Source organism: Limnoraphis robusta BA-68 BA1 (genome assembly GCF_034932365.1).
In the GTDB taxonomy this organism is placed as follows: Bacteria; Cyanobacteriota; Cyanobacteriia; order Cyanobacteriales; family Microcoleaceae; genus Capilliphycus; species Capilliphycus robustus.
Genome location: NZ_JAYGHR010000012.1, coordinates 14831 through 40580 on the forward strand (window position 1 = coordinate 14831; position 25750 = coordinate 40580).

At 38.3% G+C, this 25750-nt stretch carries 19 protein-coding genes; 10 read left to right on the forward strand and 9 right to left on the reverse strand.

The features are described 5' to 3' along the window. The first annotated feature begins 23 nt into the window (after positions 1-23). From VB836_RS07630 to VB836_RS07640, 3 genes are read left to right on the forward strand one after another with little or no spacing between them, the layout of a single operon-like run. Positions 24-1232 carry a diaminopimelate decarboxylase family protein gene (locus VB836_RS07630; RefSeq protein ID WP_323218769.1) on the forward strand — a complete coding sequence of 403 codons (1209 nt, stop codon included), beginning with the start codon at positions 24-26 and terminating at the stop codon, positions 1230-1232. A 32-nt stretch (positions 1233-1264) separates the two neighbouring features. Continuing rightward, the gene (locus VB836_RS07635; RefSeq protein WP_323218770.1) at positions 1265-2578 is read left to right on the forward strand and encodes a toprim domain-containing protein; all 1314 of its coding nucleotides are present in this window, start codon (positions 1265-1267) and stop codon (positions 2576-2578) included. A 42-nt stretch (positions 2579-2620) separates the two neighbouring features. After that, positions 2621-4189 (forward strand): hypothetical protein, encoded by a 1569-nt coding sequence (locus tag VB836_RS07640; RefSeq protein ID WP_323218771.1) that lies wholly within the window; start codon positions 2621-2623, stop codon positions 4187-4189. A gap of 5 nt (positions 4190-4194) precedes the next feature. On the opposite strand, the gene VB836_RS07645 is transcribed toward VB836_RS07640, so the two are convergent. Beyond that, complete coding sequence (locus VB836_RS07645; RefSeq protein ID WP_323218772.1) at positions 4195-5922, reverse strand: asparagine synthetase B family protein; 1728 nt, start codon at positions 5920-5922, stop codon at positions 4195-4197. A gap of 59 nt (positions 5923-5981) precedes the next feature. On the opposite strand from VB836_RS07645, the gene VB836_RS07650 reads away from it, so the two are divergent. After that, a complete protein-coding gene (locus tag VB836_RS07650; RefSeq protein ID WP_323218773.1) occupies positions 5982-6866 on the forward strand; it encodes an SMP-30/gluconolactonase/LRE family protein in 885 nt (294 codons plus the stop codon). A gap of 279 nt (positions 6867-7145) precedes the next feature. Here VB836_RS07650 and hpsL read toward each other — a convergent pair whose 3' ends face one another. Together hpsL and glmM are read right to left on the reverse strand one after the other, a co-directional pair. Beyond that, the gene (gene hpsL / locus VB836_RS07655) at positions 7146-8759 is read right to left on the reverse strand and encodes a hormogonium polysaccharide biosynthesis protein HpsL (protein WP_049558092.1); all 1614 of its coding nucleotides are present in this window, start codon (positions 8757-8759) and stop codon (positions 7146-7148) included. 354 nt (positions 8760-9113) lie between these two features. Further along, positions 9114-10586, reverse strand: a complete 1473-nt coding sequence (gene glmM / locus VB836_RS07660) for a phosphoglucosamine mutase (protein ID WP_407659594.1) — start codon at positions 10584-10586, stop codon at positions 9114-9116. Positions 10587-10856: 270 nt separating this feature from the next. On the opposite strand from glmM, the gene VB836_RS07665 reads away from it, so the two are divergent. The 3 genes from VB836_RS07665 to VB836_RS07675 all read left to right on the forward strand — a co-directional run bounded on the left by VB836_RS07665 (position 10857) and on the right by VB836_RS07675 (position 16854). After that, positions 10857-12572 (forward strand): hypothetical protein, encoded by a 1716-nt coding sequence (locus tag VB836_RS07665; protein WP_323218774.1) that lies wholly within the window; start codon positions 10857-10859, stop codon positions 12570-12572. A gap of 142 nt (positions 12573-12714) precedes the next feature. Continuing rightward, positions 12715-14583, forward strand: a complete 1869-nt coding sequence (locus VB836_RS07670) for a GtrA family protein (protein ID WP_323218775.1) — start codon at positions 12715-12717, stop codon at positions 14581-14583. Between the two features lie 18 nt (positions 14584-14601). Further along, positions 14602-16854, forward strand: coding sequence for a hypothetical protein (locus tag VB836_RS07675; RefSeq protein ID WP_323218776.1), 2253 nt, complete (start codon positions 14602-14604; stop codon positions 16852-16854). A gap of 213 nt (positions 16855-17067) precedes the next feature. On the opposite strand, the gene VB836_RS07680 is transcribed toward VB836_RS07675, so the two are convergent. Both VB836_RS07680 and VB836_RS07685 read right to left on the reverse strand, forming a co-directional pair. Further along, positions 17068-18141 (reverse strand): glycosyltransferase family 4 protein, encoded by a 1074-nt coding sequence (locus tag VB836_RS07680; RefSeq protein ID WP_323218777.1) that lies wholly within the window; start codon positions 18139-18141, stop codon positions 17068-17070. A gap of 216 nt (positions 18142-18357) precedes the next feature. Next, entirely contained in the window at positions 18358-18774 is a 417-nt protein-coding gene (locus tag VB836_RS07685; protein WP_323218778.1) for a phosphomannose isomerase type II C-terminal cupin domain, read from the reverse strand. Positions 18775-18850: 76 nt separating this feature from the next. Between VB836_RS07685 and VB836_RS07690 the strand changes: the two genes are divergently transcribed. Beyond that, positions 18851-19495: a hypothetical protein gene (locus tag VB836_RS07690; RefSeq protein ID WP_323218779.1), complete on the forward strand. Its 645-nt coding sequence runs from the start codon at positions 18851-18853 to the stop codon at positions 19493-19495. Here the strand turns inward: VB836_RS07690 and VB836_RS07695 are convergent. After that, positions 19416-20459: an ABC transporter ATP-binding protein gene (locus tag VB836_RS07695; protein WP_323218780.1), complete on the reverse strand. Its 1044-nt coding sequence runs from the start codon at positions 20457-20459 to the stop codon at positions 19416-19418. The two genes, VB836_RS07690 and VB836_RS07695, sit on opposite strands and share 80 nt — an antisense overlap. Positions 20460-20494: 35 nt before the next feature. Continuing rightward, positions 20495-21472, reverse strand: coding sequence for an ABC transporter ATP-binding protein (locus VB836_RS07700; RefSeq protein WP_323218781.1), 978 nt, complete (start codon positions 21470-21472; stop codon positions 20495-20497). A gap of 143 nt (positions 21473-21615) precedes the next feature. On the opposite strand from VB836_RS07700, the gene VB836_RS07705 reads away from it, so the two are divergent. Continuing rightward, on the forward strand, positions 21616-22275 hold the full coding sequence (locus tag VB836_RS07705; protein WP_323218782.1) for a class I SAM-dependent methyltransferase: 660 nt from the start codon (positions 21616-21618) through the stop codon (positions 22273-22275). Positions 22276-22410: 135 nt separating this feature from the next. On the opposite strand, the gene VB836_RS07710 is transcribed toward VB836_RS07705, so the two are convergent. Then, positions 22411-23844 (reverse strand): alanine/glycine:cation symporter family protein, encoded by a 1434-nt coding sequence (locus tag VB836_RS07710; RefSeq protein WP_323218783.1) that lies wholly within the window; start codon positions 23842-23844, stop codon positions 22411-22413. Positions 23845-24042: 198 nt separating this feature from the next. Between VB836_RS07710 and VB836_RS07715 the strand changes: the two genes are divergently transcribed. Beyond that, a complete protein-coding gene (locus VB836_RS07715) occupies positions 24043-24762 on the forward strand; it encodes a M15 family metallopeptidase (protein WP_323218784.1) in 720 nt (239 codons plus the stop codon). 17 nt (positions 24763-24779) lie between these two features. Here the strand turns inward: VB836_RS07715 and VB836_RS07720 are convergent, their stop codons facing one another. Then, entirely contained in the window at positions 24780-25703 is a 924-nt protein-coding gene (locus VB836_RS07720; RefSeq protein WP_323218785.1) for an Rpn family recombination-promoting nuclease/putative transposase, read from the reverse strand. Between the last annotated feature and the right edge of the window lie 47 nt (positions 25704-25750).

Here is a 25750-nt window from a genome sequence, read left to right on the forward strand (position 1 = left end):
TGAAAACAAAGGAGAAAATAACGATGATCGGTTCAATATTAACTCTGCCTTTTTCTCAGGAACTAACCCAAGAATTATTAACGATTTATGGTTCTCCGTTGTATGTTTATAATGGGGATGATTTACGCCAAACTATTCAACAGATTAGTCAAGCTTTTCCCTATCCTAATACTCAATTTCACTTTGCGAGTGTAACGAATGGAAATCTTGCATTACTGAAAATATTTCAAGCGGAAGGATGGGGACTACACGCCAACACCCCCGGAGATATTTATTTAGGATTAAAAGCAGGTTTTTCTCCCCAAAAAATTGTTTATTCAGGAAGTAATTTAAACCAGGAGGAAATGCAGCAAGTGATTCACTGGGGTGTAAAAACCTTAAACTTAGATAGTTTGGATCAATTAAAATTATGTTGTGAAGTGTTAGAGAATACAACAGAAAACCCCGATTATTTTAAACTAGGTTTACGCTTAAATTTACCAGAAATAACTGGAGAAAGTCGAATTGGAGTGAATCCTAAAGAATTTACCATAGCAATTGAAATCTGTCATAAAGTGGGATTAAAATTAAGCGGTTTACACTTTTATCGAGGAACAGGAACCAATGCCACAAAAGCCTTTACTCAAGTTATTGATGCCATCATTACCTGTTCTCAACAGTTACCCGACTGGCAATATTTAGACTTTGGTGGGGGTTTTGGTTATCCCTATCAACATAATGGAGTCGCTTTTGACTGGGAGTTATTTGGGCGAGAAATTACGAATTCCATCACAAAATTAAACCGAAAAATTGAGTTAATCATTGAACCTGGAAGGGCTGCAATTGCGGGATGTGCGACTTTATTAGCGAAAGTTGTTGCAGTTAAATGGCAAGGAGAAAAACAGATTGTCGGAGTCGATACAACCGTTGCTAATCTTTCCGTCCCTTCTGTTCATGGCGGTTATCGTGAAATTGTTACATTTAAGGAGGAAAAACCCGATCAAAAATACATAACTGATGTCTGCGGAAATACCACCTATTCTAGAGATTATTTAGGTAAAAACTGTCAACTTCCCGCCTTAGAAATCGGAGATATCATGGCGATTTTAGATGTAGGTGCTTATGGTTACGCCATGTCTTCTCATTTTTTACATCGTCCTAAACCTGCGGAAGTGTTACTCGAAAATAAACAGCATCGGTTAATTCGTCAGCGAGAAGATTATAGCGTTTTACTCACGAATCAATTGTTTTAGTTCATTATCTTTCTATTGGAGGAATTTTCATTATGAAATGTATTCACTGTGGGACTGACAACAACTTAAAAGAGAGAATTTCTAATCAAGGCAGATGTAAAGAGTGTAATTCTCCCTTTGCCTTTGAACCGACTACGATGAAAACCGTAAAAATTACAGATGCTTTTTTTGCTAACGCCTTAAAAGATATTTCGATTAATGACACCTTATTTTTCACCAAAAAACAACTATTTTATTTATTAGAAAAACGCTATAAACGAAAAAAATTTACGATGAAATCCAATTTTTATTTTTTGATCATGTACTTATTTTTGAATGTTATCTTTGTCACTCTATTGGGAGGGTTTATCGTTGACTCAGTAGGTATGGCTTTGTCAGTCACTATTGTTAATAGCATTTATCAAATGGGAATTATTTTCTATTTATTTAGTTGCTCAAAAGGAAAATTTTTAAATAATAGAAGTAGAAACTCTGCTACTAAAAACTTAAAAATGGTTGGTTTTATTATATTATTTGCTGGAATTTGGGTTAGTTTATTTATTGTTAATTCTTTTACCCTATTCTGTACCATTCTTTTACTTGGATTATTCTCAATATATCTAGGTTTTAAACAAGCTAATAAACCTGAATTTTCTCAAGAATTGATAATCAATCCAAATGAATTTCAACAATGGTTATATCGTTGGGAACAAGTTAACGGAACTTATCCTAAACTTTTACCCTCTCCCCTACAAAGTCTTCAACCTGCAACCGTTAATCCTGATATTATAAACTATAGTTTTGATCGATTAATTGTTTGTGATACGGCTGAAATTGCCCAATTTTTAATCGCAAATAACTTCCACTTTGAACATAACTGTGCGATTTTTAGTATTACGGGATATCCTCAAAATATTTTCAAAACCACCATGCAAATGTTACGCCGAAATCCCGATTTACAAGTCTATGCGTTGCATAATTGTACTCCGAGAGGGATGACTTTAGTGCATCATCTCCGCACAAGCCAAAATTGGTTTTTAGATACCAATCAAGTGATTATAGACTTAGGAATTACACCCCGTCAAGTCTTAGAAACTAAACGTGGAATTTTGATTCAATCTTCCCCAAATTCAGCTAAAGACGGAATTGAACTCCCGAGAGAAGTTCGTGGGAGTTTATCCCCAGAAGAATTACAATGGTTAGATGCGGGAAACTTTGTCGAGTTGGAATCTTTTAATCCTCAACAGTTAATCCAAATTATTCAGCGAGGAATTACAAGGGATTTAAGTTTGGATAGTGCGGATAGCGATTCTATTTTTGTAGAAGACTCAGATAATTCATTGTACGTTTTTCAAAGTTTTGGTTAATTCGATATTCAGTTTAAATACTAAAAAAGGAGCAATTGAATTATGAAGTGTATTAACTGTAATACTAACAATACATACCGAGAAAGAACGACCAGTGGATTGAGTCGCTGTAAGAAATGCCGTCATCAATTTGTGTTTGACTACCGGAGACATAGTAAATGTCCTCAAAAATTAACCGATACCTTTTTCTTGAATGCTATTGATCGAATTTCTGCAAATAAGACGCTTTACTTTACAGCTAAACAGTTTAAGTATTTTTTATCTAGAAGATTATTAGCATTACCTTTTGTTGGCGGGATTCAACCTCAACCAACCGTCAAATATATTAAGGTATTCACAATAGAAAATATCAATCCCTATCTTGCTAAAAAAAATGCGATTGGGGTTTATCTTGGGTTAAATCTTCTAGCTGAAGTCATTTTATGGACTGTTTTTAAAAAATTGACCTTGACTTCTCTCTTTATAAATGACTGGAAAAGTGGTAGCTTTTGGTTAATATTTTTAATCAGCAACGCAATTATACTCCCCATATTTCATTCAGATTTCCTAAACACACCAAAAGAACATCGATATCATCGCCAGCTTCGCAAGAAAAGAACAGTATTTTTTAGCAATTTAACCATTTTAACGATAGGAACTTTGATGATTCGTGGATATTTGTATTATCAAGCTCCTATTTATAATTTGTTGTTAAGTTTTGAAGAAAAAAGTATTTTTCCTTGGATTATTATATTATTATTGGCTGCGCCTTTATTCTTAGCTCGAACAATGCTAACCAATTTTTCAGTATACTTAGCGGATCTCAAAGAAGGTAAACGGGGTGAAGTTCGCACGATTCGTCAAATCAATAATTATGAAAATACTGCTGTTCAAAACTATTTTTATATCTGGATACAAGAATGGGAAAGAATTAATGGTAAAATAGTTAAATTACTTCCTCCTCCTCAAGATAAAATAGAAGTCAGTATTAACTCAGATGTTAGCACTTATAGCTTTGATCGATTAATTGTTTGTGAGAGTGCTGATATTGCTCAATTTTTAATTGCTAACAACTTTCACTTTGAAAAAAATTGTGCGATTCTCAGTATTGATGGCTATCCTCAAAATATTTTTAATACTGTGATGCAAATGCTACGCCGCAACCCGAATTTATGGGTTTATGCAGTGCATGATTGTACTCCTAAAGGGGTGAGTATTGTCTATCAATTACGAACCAGCGATCAATGGTTTAGAGATAGTAATGTTATGATGATTGATATCGGAATATTACCTCGTAAAATTCTAGCAGTTAAAGGTAAAAGTATTTGGGTAAAAATGACCGAAAAATCAGCACAACAAGCTGAACAATTACCATTAGAAATTCAGCAAAGTTTAGGAGAAGATGAATTAAAATGGCTAACAGAGGTAAATTTTGTCGAGTTAGAATCTATTCATCCTCAAAAATTGATTCACATTCTCAGTCAAAGTCTGGCTAACCAAGCATTGAATTTTGATGCTCCGAGTTTAAGAGAAACAGATGATTCGATTTTAGAAGAAACAGATTATTCCCTTTCAGAAGAAACAGATCGGAAAAACAACATCCGCTATCAATCCTCTGATACATTTGGTTAAGCCTATTATTTTTTATGAACCTGTAACCACATCTCCAAACTTGCCAGTAACCACAATTTAACCCCGTATCTTCCCCAAGTATCTCCTCGATAATTCAACCAATCCTTAATCATAGACTGATTCAAGTAAGGTGAAATTAGACTCTTTTTATTTAACAGCAAACTTTTCGCTTCTTTTTGCCAATATTTCCGAAACCCTAGCTGTACAGGAACCATCATTCCACTTTTTGGACGATGAATAATTGCATCGGGTAAAAGATCTTTCACAGCTTGTTTTAAAACGGCTTTTTCTTCAACTCCTGAGAGTTTATATTCTGGGGGAATCTGCATACTCAAGTCTACAATACGCTGATCAAATAAAGGAGATCTCCCTTGTAAGTTTAAGGAGGAAGTTAAATTATTCACTTTGGTTAAAATTTGATCGGCTCCCTTAAACTTAATATTTAAAGCCATTAATCGATTTAAGTAACTTACATTTGAGTTCAAATCTTCATAAAAAACTGAATTTTCTGCCTGAATAGCTGTATAAATTTCTGGTTTAAAGAGTTGTGGTAAATCCTCCGAACATTTTTTAAAAGAACTTAAATAGGCTGTTAGAGAATCTTGTTTTGTGACAGAACCATATAAAGAATTAATCAACATCGGTTGATTTTTTGGCCCTCCAAAACAAGGATCTCCTCCCTCACCATTGAGGATAACCTGTACATCTTTTGAGGCTAATTTTCCTAATAATAAATTGGGAACGGTTAAAGGATCGCCAATGGGATCATCTAGATAAAACATGGCTTCAGGAAGGTATTCCCACATCTGAGAAAATGTGATTTCTAAAATGTGATGATTGGTTTGACAATGTTCGGCAACCATCGATGAAAATTCTAACTCATTGGGAGATTCTGAACCAAAATGAATGGAGTAAGTATGAACGGTTTGATTATGCAATTTTGCTGCTAAAGCGGTAATACAACTCGAATCTAAACCTCCTGATAAAAACACCCCAACAGCTTGATTTTGAGGTAAAAAGTCTTGAACTACTTGATTAAGAAGAACACGCAAAGATTCTCCATGCCAAGCTAGAGATTCATCGGAGGCGGTAATATCTTCTTGTAGTTGCCAATAACTATATTGATTCTCCGATGGAAATTGGATTGCTGTTGCTGGACGAACTTCTTGAATATCTTGCCAAAGGGTTCTTTTACCGGGAACAAATGCACAACATAAATAATCCCGCAAAGCCACTAAATCTAAGTCTGATGAACGATAGGGAGAAAGAGTTTTTAATTGGGGAGAAATCCAACGAACTGAACCTGTATTTGTATAATAAAGAGTTCGATAACCAACGCGATCGCGGATGATCCAGAGGGTTTGTTTTTGTCTATCCCAAACGACAAAGGCATACATTCCCACTAAAAAAGGCAAGCATTCCCATCCCCATTTTGTCCAGAGTTCAGCTACTAATTGTTGATCATTTCCTAAAAAGTTTTGTGCAGATACTCCTAATTTGTGGTATAATTCAGCTTGATTCGTTAACCAAATATCCCCGACAATCACAAATTGTTCGCTAGAACTAATTGCCAAGAGTTCTGAATGGGGTAAAGAAATAACGGCAAACTGTTCATCTTGCCAAATGGCATCTGTTGACGGTGTATTTAATCTTCCCCATGCCACACACCAACTGGCAATGAATACATGAGGTAAAAGATGATTTTTGGTTTTTTTAAACGCTTTAAAGATCATTGTTAAGTTTTAATCGCTAAACAGATTAAGATAGATAAAACAACACAAAAACAGCCAAAATGAATTTAGTTCAGTCTTCGGTTCAAAATGTTTTGACTGCCCGTGCGCGTTTGGGAGAAGGCCCCGTCTGGGACGCGGATCAGCAAAAACTTTATTGGGTTGATATCTATAATTATCGGGTTCATCAGTTTGATCCGACAACGGGGAAGGATCGTTATTTTGATGTGGGGGATCTGGTCAGCGCTATTGCGATCGCTAAACCGGATCAATTATTATTAGCCCTACGCGATCGCTTGGCATTTCTCGACCTAAAAACCAAGAAGATTGAAACCCTAAAATCCGTCAAATTTTCCCATCCTGACACCCGTTTTAATGATGGCAAATGTGACCCCCAAGGACGATTTTGGATCGGTTCTATTAGCCAAGTCCCCGGAGAAGCCGCCCTGTATCGCTATGATCCTGATGGTTCCCTAAATCTGATGGAAACGGGGTTAACCAATTCTAACGGCTTGGGTTGGAGTCCAGACGGACAAACGTTTTACTTGACGGACTCTGCCAAACGGACTATTTATGCTTACCCGTTTGACGGGAAAACCGGAACAATTAGCGATCGCCGCGTTTTTGTTAACCTGGAAGATGAAAACGTAGAACCCGATGGACTCACCATCGACACCGCAGGGAATATTTGGTCAGCTTTGTGGGATGGTTGGGCGGTGGTGTGTTTTAACCCCAATGGCGAGGAAATTTTGCGGGTTGAGATGCCTGTACAGCGTCCAACTTGCCCAACCTTTGGCGGTTCTGACTTAAGCGATCTTTATATTACCTCGGCCTCAGTAGGGCTAAATCAGAAAGAAATTCAACAAGGCTTCTACGCAGGGGATTTATTTTGTGTTTCAACGACTGTCCACGGAATGCCCAGCTATTCGTTTAAATCAGGAATTTAGTGATGGGATAATTACTGATGGACAGTCGGATTACTATCGCTGAGGATTTCCGGAACAGAATTTTTTGAGGAGTCAGAAAAACCATGCTCGACACAGAGACAAAAAGAGAGTTTGAAAACGGATATCTATTAAAAAAATGGGTTTTCAGAGAAATGAACCTATGCTTCCCAAAATAATCTTATCTGTTTCCAAAATCTTTGTGTCTTTGTGCCTTAGTGGTGATTTTTTGATATTAATATATGAACGTTCCCGACTCCCAGACCTTCCGGGTTCCCTAAATTATCCACCTTCTTCTTCTTCTTCTTTCAGTCGTTTGAGTTCTTCTTTATCGATGTCGGGAAGTTTGTAAATGACACCGACAAAATACCAATAATAAACGGCAACGGGATCAACATCAAGGGGATAATAATAAGTGTTGTAACTCATGATTAATACAAACACCCAAAACGAGGCACCAAAGCTGCGGATATTTTTCTCTTTGAGGGAACGATAGGTTTTAAAGGTCGTGACAGTGAGGGTCGTTACTAATCCTAAAAAGGCTATTGTTCCGATAGGCCCAATTTCATAAATCAGTTTAGGATAATAGGTTTCAACCAGCTTGGTGTTGCCAAAAATTCGGGTGGAATTTGTAGCCCGTCCTATGCCTTTTCCAAAAATTCCTTGTTGTCCGCCTGTAGTATGTTCAAACTGTTCAGCGATAAAAGCAGTTGGGGGGGAGGCATTCCAGCGAGAGACAAAACTATCGATCCGTTCTTGAATAATTTGCGGGTTAGCAATGACAGCAATTCCTAAGACTAAACCGAGTCCTGCTGCAATGGGAAGAAAACGTTTTAAGTTGGTGACTTGACCTGTTAAAACGAGAAGAATTACTGTTACTAAAGGAACTAAAGCGAGGGCAATTCGTTGACCGGAAATTGCGGAGTTAACAAACACTAAAGCCATTCCGCCTAAACCCACCATCCGCCACAAGGGAGAAGGATCGCTAAAGGCGGTTGCAAAGGTAAAAAAGGCGTTAGAAATGAGGAACCAAGCCCACTGCCAAGGGGCTACAAAAGTACCCGGTAAACGGATCATATTTTGTGAGGGACTAAACACTAATGAACCGCCGACTAAACATTTCGCCTCAAGGGTGGCTTTAAATAAATCATCCCCGCTTAAATGGTCTGTCCCTTTACAACGCCCGGAAACCAAAAATTGATACTGCACGACACCTAAAACACAACAAATAATCGCTAAAACCAAGGTCATTCGGGTGAGAAAGAGTAAGTCTTTTTTGTCTTTTATTTGATAGTAAGCACAGGGAATTAAGGGTACATATCCTAGAAAAACTTTGAGTCCGAGAAGTCCCATTAAAATGGGTTTATCTCCAGGGGAGGGCGGATCAAGTTGTTGTAAACCGTTGACTAATAGGAGTGTAAGTAGACAAAACCCTAATAAAATGTAGAGAGGGGTTTTTATAGCTTTGTGAACGAGAAAGGGCTGGTGTTGACGTTTTAATTTTTGCGTCAGTGCATAAAGAGCGGGAAAATAAAAGCCGTCTTTTGCCAGTTGAAAGAGGGCATTTCCACCCCCGATCCAGTAGGTGATAGTTCCCGAAAACGGCATATAGATCAGGAATGCCCACAGTCCTTGCATGGGGTATTGATAGGACAGTGCTAAAACTAAGATACCGCCCCCGCCTGCGATCGCGAGTTTTTCATCTTTGACAAAAAACAAAGCAACGCCAACCAATACAGCTAAAACCCCAACGGAGGAAACTAAGGAAATTAGTTTTTTAATCTCTTTGGCGGTTTTCTGTTTGCGAATTTTTAGTTCTTTTCTACTGATAGCGGGTTTAGCCCCGGCTTTTTTGTTCTTGTTTTTTTTACGTTTAGATTTCAGTTTGACAGCCATAACTTTGCTGACCCTAGCGTATAAAAAAGAGGAATATAGCAGAAATCAGGAGACAGGAGACAGGAGACAGAATTGAAACCTTTATCAGAAAAGGATTTGACAGAAAAACCGTGTCCTAATCAACTCTTTCTCTGCTATAGTGCTGATATTAATTGAATTAAAATTTCAACCCAACTGATGCTTTAATGATTTTGAACGCGCAATCCCTGATGTTAAAATTTAGCCCTAAGCAGCCATTATAGCAACCGAGACAAAAAACCCCTAGTTCCTCAAAGAAACCGGGGTTTTAGGAATGATGCGATCGCTTTCAATGACCTGATGAAAAAATATGAATTTTAAAGTAATGTGAGTGGGTTAGACAGCTAGATGTTGCTGAACGACGGAAACCAAGCGATCGGCCCAAAGATTAGCGAGTTCATTGCGGATGGCTTCAACCATGACGCGAATGACAGGTTCAGTCCCAGACGCCCGCACTAATATTCGTCCCTCGTCGCCCATTGCGGCTTCGGCTTCTTGAATAGCATTGATCACGGGTTCACACTGTTCCCAATTCCGACGACGGTTAACATCTTCGACCCGAATATTTCGCAGCAGTTGGGGATAGGTTTGGAAACTCTGGTCTACTAATGTAGTCAGGGTGACTCCTGAACGCTTGACTAATGCGGCAATGTGCAGAGCGGTTAATAAACCATCTCCGGTAACACCATAATGATGGCAGAGAATGTGACCGGATTGTTCACCGCCTAACATGGCGCCAGTACGTTTCATTTCAGCGTGAACGTGTTGATCGCCAACCGCAGTTCGAGTCAGTTGACCGCCTTGTTGTTTCCAAGCCCGTTCAAAGCCTAAGTTAGCCATGACGGTGGAAATAATCAAATTTTCGGGAAGTTGTCCGGCTTGGCTGAGTGTTTGGCCCCAGAAATAGAGAATGTAGTCCCCATCAACCGCTCGACCCTGACTATCAACGGCTAACACTCGGTCTGCATCGCCATCAAAGGCAAAACCCATATCGGCTTTTGTTTCTAAAACGGCTTGTTGTAGGCGTCCGAGGTGGGTTGAACCGCAGTTAACGTTAATCTGATGACCGTCGGGTTGGTCGTGGAGACAAATCACCTCAGCCCCCATTTGGCGAAAAACTTTCGGTGCGAGATGAACAGCAGCACCCCAAGCCAAATCTAAAACAATTCGCATTCCTTCTAGGTTTAAAGTCGGAAGCAGGGGACGATGTAAAGATTGGGCGTAGTCCTCGACCAGTTCACTGCGGTAGTGATGTTGTCCACAGTTGCCGAAACTGACGGGAAAATCGGCTTGTCCTCGCAGAGCGGCTTCTATTTGCTGTTGTAGGGCTGAGGAGAGTTTCGTGCCGTCTGAACCAAAAAATTTAATTCCGTTGTCTTCTGGAGGGTTGTGACTGGCGGAAATCATCACGCCACCGACGGCTTCGTTGGTACTGGTGAGATAAGCAACGCCTGGAGTCGGACATAAGCCCAAATACCAAACCTCTAGTCCGGCAGCAGTTAGACCTGCGGATAAGGCCATTGCTAACATATTGCCAGAGTTTCTGGTATCCTGACCGAGAAGTACCGGGCCTGGATTATGGGTTTGTTGGCGGAGAACTTGTCCTGCCCAGAAACCGACTTGTAAAGCCAGGGGAGCGCTGAGAAGTTCGCCGACTCGTCCTCGAATCCCATCGGTGCCGAATAGGGGTGTAGACGGGAGTTCGGTGATACTTCCAAAAAAGCTAACGGGAGAATGTCTCATAGATTGTGTTGGGTTAACGGGCTGATGTCGTCCTCCATCTTGAGTTCGGGCGGATGCTGCGACCATAAACGTTCACTCCTCAAGTTACTCACACATTCATTGTGGAGGATACCATGTCCGGAAGTGAGGTCAACACTAAATGGATTTTTTTAGGGGGGTAGGGTGAAGGTGTTGTGCAAGGATGGTGGATTGGTCAAGCTTCTCTCTATTGTATCGGCAACTGCGTCAATTTATTCGGTTTGCTATCCAAGAGATAAAATAAAAATTGATCGTGAATGCTCGTCCTCAACCGTTATCGCTTCTGTTTAATGATCGTTTTTAATCCAGGTTTAAATAATGAATTCTCAACCCGATTTTAGCTCGCTGTCACGACCCGAAAAACAGTTGTGGAAGTTTCCCTACCGGATTTATTCTTTCTTGTTTGTGGCTTTAATGGTTAGCTGTGGTATATTAGCTTATTCTCCGGTTTTAGATAACTTTTTTCTCTCGGATGATTTTGTGTTAATTGCTCTGTTTTCTAAGTTAGGTGCTTGGGGGTTGTGGGTGAATCAACAACATGGTCAGTCTTTATTTTTTAGACCCGTTTTGAGTTTAATTAGTTTTCTGGATTATCAACTCTGGGGGTTGAATCCTTTGGGTTATCATCTGACGAACTTATTCTTTCATTTGATGAATAGTTTAGCGGTGGGCTGGATTGCCTTTTTTTTAGCTAAGTATCTAAAATTTGAACGAATTTATCAGAACTTTTTACCCTATTTAGCGGCGTTTATTTTTCTATTGCTTCCCTGTCATACTGAAGTGGTTTCTTGGATTTCCGCTCGAACCGATGGGGTTGCGACCTTTTTTGGTTTATTTTCATTTGCTCTTTATCTCGCTTATAAATGTTATTTCAAGCCTCGATTTTTGATGATTTCTTCTGTCTTTTTTTTAGCGGCTTTATTGTCAAAAGAATCGGTCGTAACTTATCCGGGCTTAATTATATTATTTGAGTTTTATGAATATTTTATCCAACAAAATTATCGCAATAGTATGGCGGCTCGTTTTTCAATTTGTTCACTCTATATTTGGACTTTAATTATTTATTTTGGAACTCGATTTATTAAACTGGGTGAATTGGTGGGTGGATATGGGGAAGATGTTCACTTGAGTTTTGATCTTTATCGAATTGTCCAAAATCTTGTCATTTATCCGACGCGAGTTTTTTTTGCTCCCCGACTCGAATCAAATTTTCTATTCTGGTTATTTGCTTTTCTAGGTTTAGTTTTATTATTTTTAGGGTGTCTGGGGGTTTGCTGGCGATGTCGCCCAAAGTTTTCTGAGGTTCCCGCTCTTTTAGTGTTTTTGGTTGCTGCTTTTCTAACGGTTGTTTTACCTGCAATTAATGTTTCTGTGTCTACGGTTGATACTCAAGGAGAACGATATTTATATTTTGCTTCAGGATTTGCGGCGATTTTTATGGCGATTATTCTCACTGTTATTTTGCAAAATATAGCTTTGATTCTAATCGTTTCAACGGTAATATTAATGTTTTGGGGTACATCGGTTTATGATCTCAATCAAAACTGGAATACTGCGGCTGAAATTTCCAAAAATATTTTAGTCAGTTTACAGCAAATACCTAAAGATCGGGTGATTATTAATAGTTTACCTGATAATTATCGTGGAGCTTATATTTATAGAACAGGACTGATTCAAGGTCTTTATCTATTTGATGAGAGTAACAAGTTTCAGATTGAATTCAACCGCACAAAAATTAATCGTGCTTTTGAAAATGTCAATTTCTCAACAGATAATATTCAGATTGTGATGAATCATAGTTTAGTTGAACCGAGTGATAGTATATTGATGAGTAATCCAGAAACAGGTGTTTATCAATTTAAACTGTCTAACCCGCAAGCCTCATTCTATGCTTGGAAGAAAAATGACTTAGAAACAGAAGATTACCAAGTCACAAATTTAGACTATCATCAATATGAACTGCGGTTTAGTGATTTAACCAGAGCCAAAGATTTAGTGTTTTATTCATCAGGTAAATTAGTTGACCAACTTTGAACCCAGTCTTCATCAACTTGATGATATTATCGAACTCGGTTTTCCCGCCTTGACTAAATTTCATCTCAATTTCTCGGGTTCCACCACAATTAGAACGAATGAGGTATCATTATGACAATTTGACGTAACTCAGTTTGGTGTGATGGAGCCGATTTATATTTTAGGTGCGGGGCCTGCGGGACTTGCGGCAGCTTATCTCTTGACCCAGCAAGGTCAACGAGTCGTTGTAATTGAGCGAGACTCTCAAGTGGGCGGACTAGCGAAAAGCTTTGAATATAAAGGATTTATTCTTGACTATGGGCCACATCGATTTTATACCAAATTGGCTCCAGTTTTAAAGCTTTGGAATCAGGTTTTAAAAGAGGAACAAGTCACCGTTAATCGCCTGACTCGCATTTATTACGGTGGTAAATATTTCAGTTATCCTCTCAAAGCAAAACAGGTTTTATTCGCCCTCGGTTGGTTAGAAAATCTGCGAATTATTATTTCTTATTTCGCCGCTCGTTTGTTTCCGAAACGCAACCCGAATAACTTTGCAGAATGGGTAACAGATCAGTTTGGACGGCGACTGTTTGAGATTTTCTTCCAAGGATATACCGAGAAAATTTGGGGAATTCCTTGTGAGGATATTAGTGCAGATTGGGCGGCTCAACGGATTAAAGGGTTATCACTATTTAAAGCGGCTCGTCAGGCAATTTTTGGCAATGATGGTAAAGTTAAAACCCTGATTGAACAGTTTCAATTTCCCCGTTTAGGTTCGGGTCAACTTTATGAAAAAATCGTTGATTATCTCCAGGAAAATCATCAAATCGTTTTATTAAATACTGAAGTCGTTCGAGTTCATCACGATAACTTTAAAGTGACTCACGTTACTCTAAAAAATCGTCACACTCAAGAACATAAAACCGTTCCTTGTCGCAGTATTATTTCTTCAATTCCGATCACTCACTTGATGCAGCAAATAGAATCCCCTCCCCCTTTACAAGTGATCAATGCTGCCAAATCTCTCAAGTTCCGCAATACAATTTTAGTCTATTTGATGGTAGAATCCGGTGATTTATTCCCCGATAATTGGCTCTATATCAATGACCCCAAAGTTCAGTTAGGACGAGTCACTAACTTTGCTAACTGGTCGCCTAGTATGCTCCCAAACTCTCAGCAAACGCCGCTTTGTTGTGAATATTGGTGCAATTTTGAGGATGATTTATGGCAATGTCCAGAAGATGAACTGCGGATCAAAGCTGAACAAGAACTGCGACAAGTTGGACTCTTAAAACAGGAAAAAGTTGTTGAGGGGTTTGTGATTCGTTTACCGCGAACTTATCCGGTTTATGCAGGAAATTACAAAGAGGCTTTAGAAGAAATCAAAGCTTATCTTCAGTCTTTCCAAAATCTGCAAGTGATTGGTCGTTATGGATCGTTTAAATACAACAACCAAGACCATAGTTTATTAATGGGAATTCTCGCGGCTGAAAATATTATGACACCGAATAAACATGATCTTTGGGCGGTGAATAGCGATAGTGAATACGTGGAAGAAGCGGACGCAGACGCCACAACAACCGTCGCTAAAAAAGTTCATTCTCCTCGAAAATTACCTCAGTTACTTCAACAATTCGGAGGCTATCTATTTACAGGAGGAACTGCAACTGTAGTTGATGTTTTAGTATTTTCGATTTTAACTCAAGCAGGTTTGTGGTATGTTTATGCTTTAGTAATGAGTTGGTTTTTTGGCTTGAGTACCAACTTTTGGTTAAGTCGTCGTTTTGTCTTTGGAATTTATTGGAATAATTGGTGGCTTCAATACACGGTTTTTGCTTCCGTTGCGTTGAATAGTTTGTTAGCAAATTTAGGACTGTTACAACTGTTAATCAATGAAGCTGATTTCCATCCAACTCTCGCTCGTTTAGTCAGTTCGGCTTGTGTAGCGATGATTAGTTTTACAGGTCACAAACTGTATTCTTTTTCTCAACCTCATTCCCCTTCTAAACTCTCAGAACTTGAGTCTTAACCTGTAACTTTAACTGTAATGTTTGACCGTAAAAATGACTCTAAACCTCCTTTAGCCTGGGTAGTTTGTATTACGCTAGTCAGTTGGATCGTTTTGGTTCCGATTGTGAATTCCATTCAGATTCCATTAGGAAATAAAACCGAAGTGATCTCACTGGCTTACCTAGAAAATATTAGCCCTTATACAGACTATTTGAAATATTTGATTCTATTGCTGGTTCCGCCGATGATAGCGGTTCTCGCTTTAAGGATAAAGGGGAAAACAATTGAGTCATTTTTTCAGGGTATTTTATCCATTGCCAAAAATAGACGAGTTTGGGTGATTACAACAGGACTATTATTAACGGCTTGGGTGATTAATGTTCCCTTTGATCAGTTTAAAGTCAAAGAAACCTTAATTGATTCTTTTCACGAAGGAGAATATTTAGGGTTTCTTCCCAACTTTATGCAGTTAGAAAAGCCTTTTGTTAACACGGTTTTAATTCATGGTTGGGGAATGGATGTTTTACCGACTTGGTTAGCCACTCAGTTTATTTTTAATAACAATGGTATTGCTCTCACTCGCTTATTTGCTAATCTAGAGAATGTCATTACCAGTTTGGGATATTTCTGGATTTTTTGGGAACTCACCGCAGTCGCGAAACTGAAAAAATCCCGTTTACCCCTCTTTTTAGCTTCTTGTTTGTTATTTTGTATTCTTGATGGCATTTTCTTTAAATATGATGGGCGACGCGGAACTTTTTTCATTCTTCAGTTGGCTTTAACACTGCGATTTTTTAGAGTTATTGACATTCAGCCTAAACAGGCGCAAATTTTAGGATTTGTTTTAGGTGCATCAATTCCAGCGAGTTTTTTATATGTTTATGATCGCGCTATTTATTTTGTAGCGGTTGATCTTTTTAGTTTGGGTTTGAGCTTATTTTTAGAGAAAAAAACGGCTAAAACTTGGTTTTTTAGTTCGGGGGTTGGTGCGATTTCTTCTCTAATCTTAATGACAGTATTGTTAGGTATTGAACAAATTAACGCTATCATTTCACAGGTTCTTTACTGGGGAAAATATGGTCGATACATTTCTTTTATTCCGTTACCTCCGATAGAGATGACGTTCATCTCACAAAACTTTTGGTTAGCGATGTTAATTCAAGCTTTAGTTATCGTTTATTTATTGCTGGATTTCATAACTGAAAACCTCAAGTTTCGCCTGTTTTTTCAGAAAAATATTTGGATTCTTTTATTACTGTCGGCGTCTGTTGTTTATATGAGAATTACTCTTGATCGCAGTGATTTAGGTCATGCTTATCAGGGTGCAATTCCGACTGTATTTTTATTAGCTTATTTAATCTGTATTGGCTATCGTCAATACTTACAACCTCAGTTAGATGAACTGAAGCTCAATTCTATTCATCAAATTATAATTATAATTATCCTATTAGGTTTAATTTCTTCGGAACCGGGATTTAATTTCAAGACTGCTGTTAATAAAACTGTTAAGTTACCGAGTCGATTAGCTTTTTCTGATGAACAAATTCTTCAGCCTGATTATCTCGAAGCTTTAACGGTAATGCAGCCTGAAATTCAGCAACAATCGTGTTTTTATACCTTAACGTCAGAGGGATTATGGTATTATTTATTTGATAAGCCCTCTTGTTCAAAATATGGATATACTCTTTATTCAAAACCGATTGAAGCTCAAAAAGAAGTGATTCAAGAGTTAGAAGAAACTCAACCGGATATTATCTTACTCACCAATGCGATGTGGTATCAAAATCCTTGGGATGGCGTGTTAAAATCAGATTCTTCTGCTCTGATTTATCAGAATATTTTACAAAAATATCGACCTGATAAACTCATTCAATCTCATTGGTTTTGGAAACGGAGTGATCGCCCTTTGACTTTGATTGAAACGAATCCTAACATTAACACCCTAAATGGATTTGTAGAAGTTCTACCGAATCAAGTGATTTCTAGAAATGATATTGTAGAATTGAGTGGATGGGCGGTTTTACCAGAAAAGCAAAAACCCGCAGATGCTGTTTATCTCAGTTATGGTGATCAAAATCAGTTAATTGCTGTGGGAAAAGTGAATCAAAATCGCTCAGATGTGGCTAAGGTTTTGTCTGTTATTAACTATAGTAATTCTGGTTGGTTGATTCGAGTTCCGATAACAGCTTTACCTTTAGGAAATACGGTGTTAAAAGTTTGGGCGTATGATGGAGAAACTGATAAATTAACACAAATCGGCTCAGAAATTCCGGTAGAAGTCACTCGATAGTTAAAAAACCCAGTTTCGAGAAAGTTACCGGGTTTTTGAGGGTTTTTAGTTTTTACTTGTAGGGTGGGTGACAACCGATAACTCAATTGCTCAAGTTAAATTTTTTTGTGTCACCCACCCTACTCGATTTTTGCTTAGTAAGGTGGGTGACAACCGATAACTCAACTGCTCAAGTTAAATTTTTTTGTGTCACCCACCCTACTCGATTTTTGCTTAGAGATAATATTCAAGAATTTGAGCTGTTTTTTTCCCAGTTTTTTCCCATTTAAACTCTTTCGCTCTCGCTAATCCTAAATTCCGAAGATGCGATCGCATTTGACTATCATTGGCTAAAGTTTCCATCGCTTCTGTGAGTTCATTCACATCTAAAGGATTAATATATAACGCCGCATCTCCTGCTACTTCCGGTAAAGAAGCGAGGTTAGAGGTAATCACAGGAGTTCCACAAGCCATCGCTTCTAGAACCGGAAAACCAAACCCTTCCCAAAGACTGGGAAAAACCAGTGCAATAGCTTGATTAATGATTCTTGTAAATTCTTGGGGTGAAACATAATCTAAAAATTTCACCTGTTGATTTAATCCTAATTCTGCAACTTGGGCTTTGAGATTTGGGGTGTAAGTTGTATCAGTTGGCCCTGCGAACCAAAGTTCATAATCTGAACGATTTGAGAGTTGAGAAAATGCTGTAATTAATCGAGGTAAATTCTTATAAGCATCATGGCGACCAATATACAGAAAATAATTGCGGGTTGGTAAGTTTAAAAACTGAAATTTTTCGGGATTATAACCTAACGGAATCGGTGTTATTTTTGTTTCGGGAAGTTGAAAAAACTGCACTAAATCTTGAGCCGTTGCTTGAGAATTACACACAATATGTTCGGCTTGGGATAACACCGTTGGCACATAATGTTTAAAGTAAGCAGTTAGGCGAGAACCCCGTCTCGGAAAGCGTAGAGGGATTAAATCATGTGCCATGACAATCGAACGACAGGGAGAATATAACGGGGCTTCTGGGAGTGGAGAAAAGAGCAGATTTCCTCGCAGTTTGTGATAAATGGAGGGGAGTTTAAATTGAGTCCAAACTAAACGGCGAAAATGCCCTTTTGTCCCCTGAGCGGGCGTCATATTATTGGGAACGGGATAACAGGAATAATCGGGTTTAGATTCGGCGACTAATAAAGTTGGATTGAGCGGTTTGAGTTGAGGTAAAATCTGGCTAGCATAGACAGAAATACCTGTCGGTTCAGGAATGAGAACCGATAAATTAATCAGTAATAAATCAGACATTAATACAAGGTATTTTTAGGATAATTTTAGAAGGCTATTGAATCAAAAATCAACTGATATTACTAGATAAACAGAGATGTTTTTAGAAGAGGGGCAGAACAGTTTGCCCCTAAAATTACAGGTTTTAGCACCTCATAAAAATCCCTAAATTGTTCTGAGAAGTGTTTCTGTCAATACAATATTAGGTCAGTTTTCCGAGTCAGTTTTACAGATGAACTACTTTTGAGTTTTTTCTGCATAACCTCCTTCTTCGGGAAAACGAGTAATATCATCTTCTCCTAAATATTCTCCATTTTGAACTTCAATCATTACTAATGGAATTACTCCCGGGTTTTCAACTCGATGGGGAGTATTCATCGGAACATAGGTGGATTGTTTAGGGATCAGAACTGTTTCTTGACCCCCACAAATCACTTTAGCAGTACCCGCAACAACAATCCAATGTTCACTCCGATGATAGTGCATTTGGGTACTAATATGATATCCCGGATTCACAACAATCCGATTAATACGATAGCGATCGCCCTCTTCTAAAACTGTCACCTGACCCCAAGGGGGTGTACGAGTTTGAGAAGTATCAGTTGTTGTGGGTGTCTCGGTTTGAACGGATGTGTCAGTATTATCTTTTGTCATAATCCAAGTCGGGAATAAAAAGTGTTACAGCTATTATAGGTTCTAACACTAACAAACATAAGGTGTAAATATTCTGATGAAAAAATGGATGGTTTGTCTGTTAGCAACTAGCTCCTTTTTTAGTTTATCTGTTCCGGTGTTCGCTTGGCCAACAATGGAGGAAGTCATTTACAACCAAATTCTCAAAGCCTGTCAAACTCTCTCTCACGAGGAAGCCTTAAATCAAGTGTTGGGGGAATATGGGGAGGAAGCCCAAAATAATTATCAAATGTGGCAAGAAATTACCGCAGAAGATTGTGCAAATGCAACGGTTCCTCCTGATCCTTCGGGGATTAAAGGTCAATGTTCGAGTGAATTTGCTTCAACAGGGGAAAAAATCGACACTTCTAATTTAACCTGGAGAGAATGTTGGCTAGAAGTAACTGAGAATAAAATTCTGTTTAAAACAACTTTTGATACAACAGCAATGGTCGGAAATCAGAATTCTAAATCTCAGTTTATAGTGACTGAACAGCAATATAATTTTCCGGAAGCGATGCGAGATTATTGGGATGAATATGAAGCCACAGGTTACTGTGAATTAAGTGAGAAAGAAACGATTTGTAATTTCCAATTAAATCAGGGTCAATGGTTCCAGATTTTCAAGCCTGATTTGAATTCAGATTTGCAGATTTATCAACTAAGTGACAAGCCACAAAATGTCCTTGTTCAACCTCTCTAAATTCCGGTTCTTCTAGACGACAGCGATCAATTGCTAGCGGACAACGAGTGTGAAATCGACAGCCATTCGGGGGATTAATCGGGCTAGGAATATCATCTCTTAGAATGATTCTTTCGCGTTTAGCTTCGAGTTCAGGATCGGGAATCGGCACCGCAGAAAGTAAAGCTTGAGTATAAGGATGTAAGGGCTTTTTATACAGGGTTATTCTATCAGCAAGTTCAACAATTTTACCTAAATACATCACAGCAACTCGGTTAGAAATATGTCGAACGACACTCAAATCATGGGCAATAAATAGATAAGTTAATCCTAATTTTTGCTGTAAAGATTGCATTAAATTAATCACTTGGGCTTGAATCGAAACATCAAGTGAAGCAATCGGTTCATCACAGACAATAAAATCAGGATTAACTGCTAAAGCCCTCGCAATTCCAATGCGTTGTCGTTGACCTCCTGAAAATTCATGGGGATAACGGTTAATAAATTGAGGATTTAAGCCCACTAATTCTAACAATTCTTGAACGCGATCTTTTATTATATTTGTTGTTAAGTGATGAATAATTAAAGGTTCAGCGATAATTTTACCTACGGTCATTCGAGGATTTAAAGACGCATAAGGGTCTTGAAAAATCATCTGCATTCGCCGACGCATCGCCCGTAATTCTTCGGCTTCTAACGTTGTTAAATCTGTATCTTCAAAGTCAATCTTTCCTGCGGTTGGACGCACAAGCTGTAAAATAGCCCGTCCGGTTGTACTTTTTCCACAGCCAGATTCTCCGACTAAACTTAAGGTTTCACCCCGTTTGATGTCAAACGTTAAACCATCAACGGCTTTAATTGCACCAACTGTTTTTTGAATTAAAATTCCTTTGAAAACGGGGAAATGTACCTGTAAGTTGTGAATCTTAATTAACGTGTCTTGCTGTGGAAAAAATTTAGGTATATTAGATGTAGATTCTATCATTTTATGTTAGAATTATATTAATAATTGAATCAAACTTATCCGATTTTGGGCTTCACCCAACAAGCCACTTCATGTCCTGTATCTACTAATTCTAACGGCGGATCTTCTTTAAAACAATGTTCTATTGCAAAACGACATCGAGGGGCAAACGGACAACCTTTTGGATAATTCGTTAAGTCGGGAGGAACACCTTCAATTGCTTGTAATTTTTCGTTAATATTTCCATCTAAACGAGGTAAACTTTCCAGTAATCCTATTGTATAAGGATGACGCGGATTTTTATACAGTTGATAAACCTCAGCGTGTTCAACAATTTGACCTGCATATAACACTAAAATTCTATCTGCTAATCCCGCTAATAAAGCTAAATCATGGGTAATCCAAATCACCGCCATTCCCAGTTCTTTTTTTAACTGTTTCACTAACTCTACGACTTGGGCTTGAACGGTGACATCTAAAGCCGTTGTCGGTTCATCTGCGATTAATAATTTTGGACGACAAGCTAACCCCATCGCAATCATTACTCGTTGACGCATTCCTCCCGAAAATTGAAAGGGATAGTTTTTGATTCGGCGTTCAGCATCAGAAATTCCGACTTGTTTTAACAGTTGAACTGCTCTTAATTTTGCATCATTTTTATTGAGTCCGAGATGAAGTTGAATTGACTCCGTAATTTGCTTTTCAATCGTTAAAACTGGATTGAGAGAAGTCATCGGATCTTGAAAAATAATCGAGATTTGATTTCCGCGAATTTGACGGAGTTTTTCAGCAGAAAGATTGAGTAAATTTTCCCCTTCAAATAAAACTTTTCCGCCTGTTATTTTCCCTGGAGGAGAAGGAATGAGGCGTAAAATTGACAACACACTAATACTTTTCCCCGAACCTGACTCCCCAACAATTCCAAGGGTTTCACCGGAATTTAATGTATAGGAAATCCCATTGACTGCACAGACAACACCATCGGTTGTAAAAAAGCGAGTTTCTAGGTTTTGAACTTCAAGCAATGGTGACATGAAACTTGGAAATAAATGTGTAGAATAATGAATTGGAGATCAAGCCCGATTGTCCCCTGATTCCAATGACTTGCTTTACACTCCGTAATATTCTTGAAAATTTTCTTTAAACTATATAGAGTAGTTTATACCATATTGCCACGATGTTGCTACAGGCTCAAGACCGCCAAAAACTTGATCAGACGGATGATTCGCTGTTTTACTCCTATCCTCGCCTGGTGACTCACGTAGATGAGGGGTTTATTGACCGCTTAACAAATCTTTACCGGGAACGTCTCAAACCGAATACTCGCATTCTCGACATGATGAGTAGTTGGGTGTCTCATCTTCCTGAGATAGATTTCGCTCATGTTGAGGGACATGGGATGAATGAGGAAGAATTGAAAAAAAATCCGCAACTTGATCATTATTTTTTGCAGAATTTGAATGAAAACCCAAAATTACCGTTAGATGATTGTGATTTTGATGCGGTTTTAAATTGCGTTTCGGTGCAGTATTTGCAGTATCCTGAAGCTATTTTTTATGAGATGTATCGCATTCTAAAACCGGGTGGAATAGCAATTGTTAGCTTTTCTAACCGAATGTTTCCTCAAAAAGCAATTACCGCTTGGCGAGACGGAACAGAAGCCAGTCGAGTGGAACTGGTGAAGGGGTATTTTAACTCTGTTAAAGGGCAAAGTTTACCGGGATTTAGTCTTCCTGAAGTGATTGCTGAACAGTCTTCAGTACCCTCGATTTTACAGATGTTTGGTTTAGGGGGTGGTGATCCGTTTTATGCGGTAATTGCCTATCGTCAAAACTAGAGAATATCAGATTTTGGAGAACGTAAATTTACCTCCAATTAACCAGTTTTGAGACAAAAATATTGAAAGAGGGGCGGGTTTATAAAAGTTATCTTTGGGAAATTATAAACCTATTTTAACCCGCCCCTACATCGGTTAATTTGAAACTTTAGTTGTGATTAACTCCGGCATATTATCACCTTTTTCAGTCCAAGCTTGACGATCAATATTCAGATCAGAAAATCGACTCGCATCAAAAATAGGTTGTTGATCTCCCGCTTGAACTTGCCGATCAAAATCTTTCATCACTCGTAAACCCACTTTAAAGAGTAGAAAAACGGCTACAAGATTAACTAAGGCTAAGAGTCCCATTGTCAAATCTGCAAAAGCAAATACGGTACTTAAATCTTGTGCCGATCCCCAGACAACTAATGCTAGAGTCAAACCGCGAAAAATATTAAACAGCAGCTTATTTTCTGGACTAAAAAAGTTGAGACTATTTTCACCTAAGTAGTAATTATAAATCATTGAGGTAAAGGCAAATAACACTAAGGCAATGGTGACAAAAGCTCGCCCCCAACCCCCAACGTGTTCAGCCATTGCCGCTTGAGTTAATACAATTCCACTCACATCACTATCCGGTTGATAAACCGAAGACAGAAGAATAATTGCGGCTGTGCAAGTACATAAAATAATCGTGTCAATAAACACACTAAAAGATTGAATTATCCCTTGATTTACCGGGTGTTCAACATAGGCAACCGCAGCCACATTTGGCGCACTTCCTAAACCTGCTTCGTTAGAGAATAAGCCTCGTTTTACCCCAAATAATATCGCCGCTCCCACTCCACCGCTAACGGCTTGTTGTAAGCCAAAAGCACTTTTAAAAATCAGACTAAAGACATTCGGAATCTCAGCAATATTGGTGACAAGTACAAACAAAGACATGGCAAAATATCCGATTGCCATAATCGGAACTACAAATTCTGCAACATCAGCAATCCGTTTAATTCCACCAAATATAATTAACCCTAAAACAATCAGTAGAATCACACCTGTAATCGAAGTTGGTACTCCAAAAGTGTCTTGAATAGAAGTTGCAACGGTGTAAGATTGGAGAGCGTTAAATCCCAAGCCAAATGTAATCAATAAAAGCGCAGAAAATAGCGAGGCTAACCAGCGTTTACCGAGTCCACGTTCAATATAATAAGCAGGGCCACCGCGATAAGTTCCATCGGGTTCAGCATTTTTAAAAAGTTGGGCTAAAGTGCATTCAAAAAAACTGGTTGCCATGCCAATTAAACCGATAACCCACATCCAAAAAATAGCGCCCGCCCCTCCAAGAGTAATGGCAACTGCAACACCCGCAATATTACCCGCTCCCACTCGTCCGGCAACGCTTAAAGCTAAGGCTTGAAACGAACTTAAATGCCCTTCTTCTCGGTGAAATGATTCTCCTAAAATCGTGAACATTCGCCCAAAATATCGAAACTGCACAAATCGAGAGGAGATTGTTAAAAGCAACCCCACCGCAATCAGTACAAAGATGAGTATCTTACCCCAGATTAAATCATTCAGAAAAGCTAACACTTGCTATTCTCCTAAAATTATTGTAATAAATCATACATGACATTTAAACAAATTGCCTCAAAGGTAAAGAAATATGTTAAAAACATCTAGAGTTAACATGACGATATAGAAACAATCTCTTAATTTCTGTATTTTATAATACAATTATAAGGTTGATAACAGTCAGTTGTTGTTACTTTATTTAACAATACTAAAAATATGATCAAACCTTACCAAAAAGTACCCGTTCAAGACTGTGGTGAACCGTTATTACCCATTCCGCTCGAACAATTTGCAGTTGAATCTCCTCATCCTTATGAAAAACTTGGCGCACCTTATCATCTTTCAGGTGTGGATTCTCCCTATTATTTACGTCAGGAAGTTCTCGAACGTTTAATCACTGCTCAAACGCAATTACAATCTGATTATCCTGGTTGGAAAATCTTGATTTTTGATGCTTATCGTCCTCTAGAAGTCCAACAATTTATGGTTGATTATACCTTTGCAGAAATCATAAAAGCTAGAGAATTAAAACCTGATTTAATATCAGCAGAAGAACGCAAAGCTATCTTAGAAGAAGTCTATCAATTTTGGGCTGTTCCGAGTCTTGATCCTGCAACACCGCCTCCTCATAGTACAGGCGCCGCTATCGATATTACGTTAGTTAATAATACAGGAAAAATCGTTGATATGGGTTCTCCGATTGATGAAATTTCCCCTCGTTCCTATCCCAATCATTTTGCTGAAAGTTCTCATTTAGTTGAGCAAAAATATCATCAAAATCGCCTAATTTTAGCAGCAGTAATGATTTCAGCCGGATTTCAACAGCACCCGAATGAATGGTGGCATTTTTCCTATGGGGATCAGATGTGGGCTTGGTTGAACAATCAGCAAGAAACTGAACAGAAATCTGTCGCAAAATATGGGAGATATTCCTGAAATTACCTGAGATAAAGTTAGCGCAAGTTTTGAATTTCCTCAAGAGTCAGTCCCGTCGTTTGACTAATGGTTTCATCATCCAAAACATTCAACAGTTGACGGGCAATTTCAATCGCTTTTGCCTGACGTCCTTGTTCTAAACCTTCTGCTAGACCTTGTTCGAGTCCTTGTTCAAGTCCTTGTTCGAGACCTTCTGCCAAACCTCTTTCTAGACCTCTTTCTAATCCTTCTCTTTCTGCTAACAGAATCATACCCTGTTGATCTTGAATAAACATTTCTTTTTTTTCTTGTTCTTCAAGTTCTTCACGGCTTAAATTGGCTTGGTTAGCGATTTGAAAAGCCCGTTGAATAGCAGGTATATTTTCCATATTTTGCGGAACTGATTCTAACACCATAGCACTCTTTAAGAAATAAATCCACTTATCTGTTAAGGTTTCCAACTGTTCTAATGTTTTATTAAACTTCGGGAGTTCAATAAAAATCAAATCAATTTCATTCCCTTTGTATTTGAAATTTTCACTTTCTTCTTTAAAAACAAAACGAGAAATTAACCGTTGCGATTCTTCAAACATGATAAAATCTGTAATCGTTAGAGCAATCACAGGTTTAAGGAACCGATAACCTTGTCCAGATTCGAGTTGTAGAGAATAGGTTTTAGCTGCATTGTACAACACTCGTTTACCAAACGACTCCACATTTAAAACCTGCATTTCGATGATGACAATAGACCCATCATTCAGTTTAGCTTTCACATCCAGATAGGAATCTTTTAAACCTTGAATCCGAGGCGAAAGATAGGGATCAATAATCTCTAAATCTTCGATAACAGCTTCAGCATTGTAAATCAAGGCATTTAAAAAACTAATCAGAATATCTTTGCTTTCTGTTGAACCAAAAATTTTTTTAAAGGCAAAATCGGTTTTAGGATTGATAAATCTCATCGTTTGTTAACCTCAACTGAGTAGCTTAATGTCATCATTATCTATTA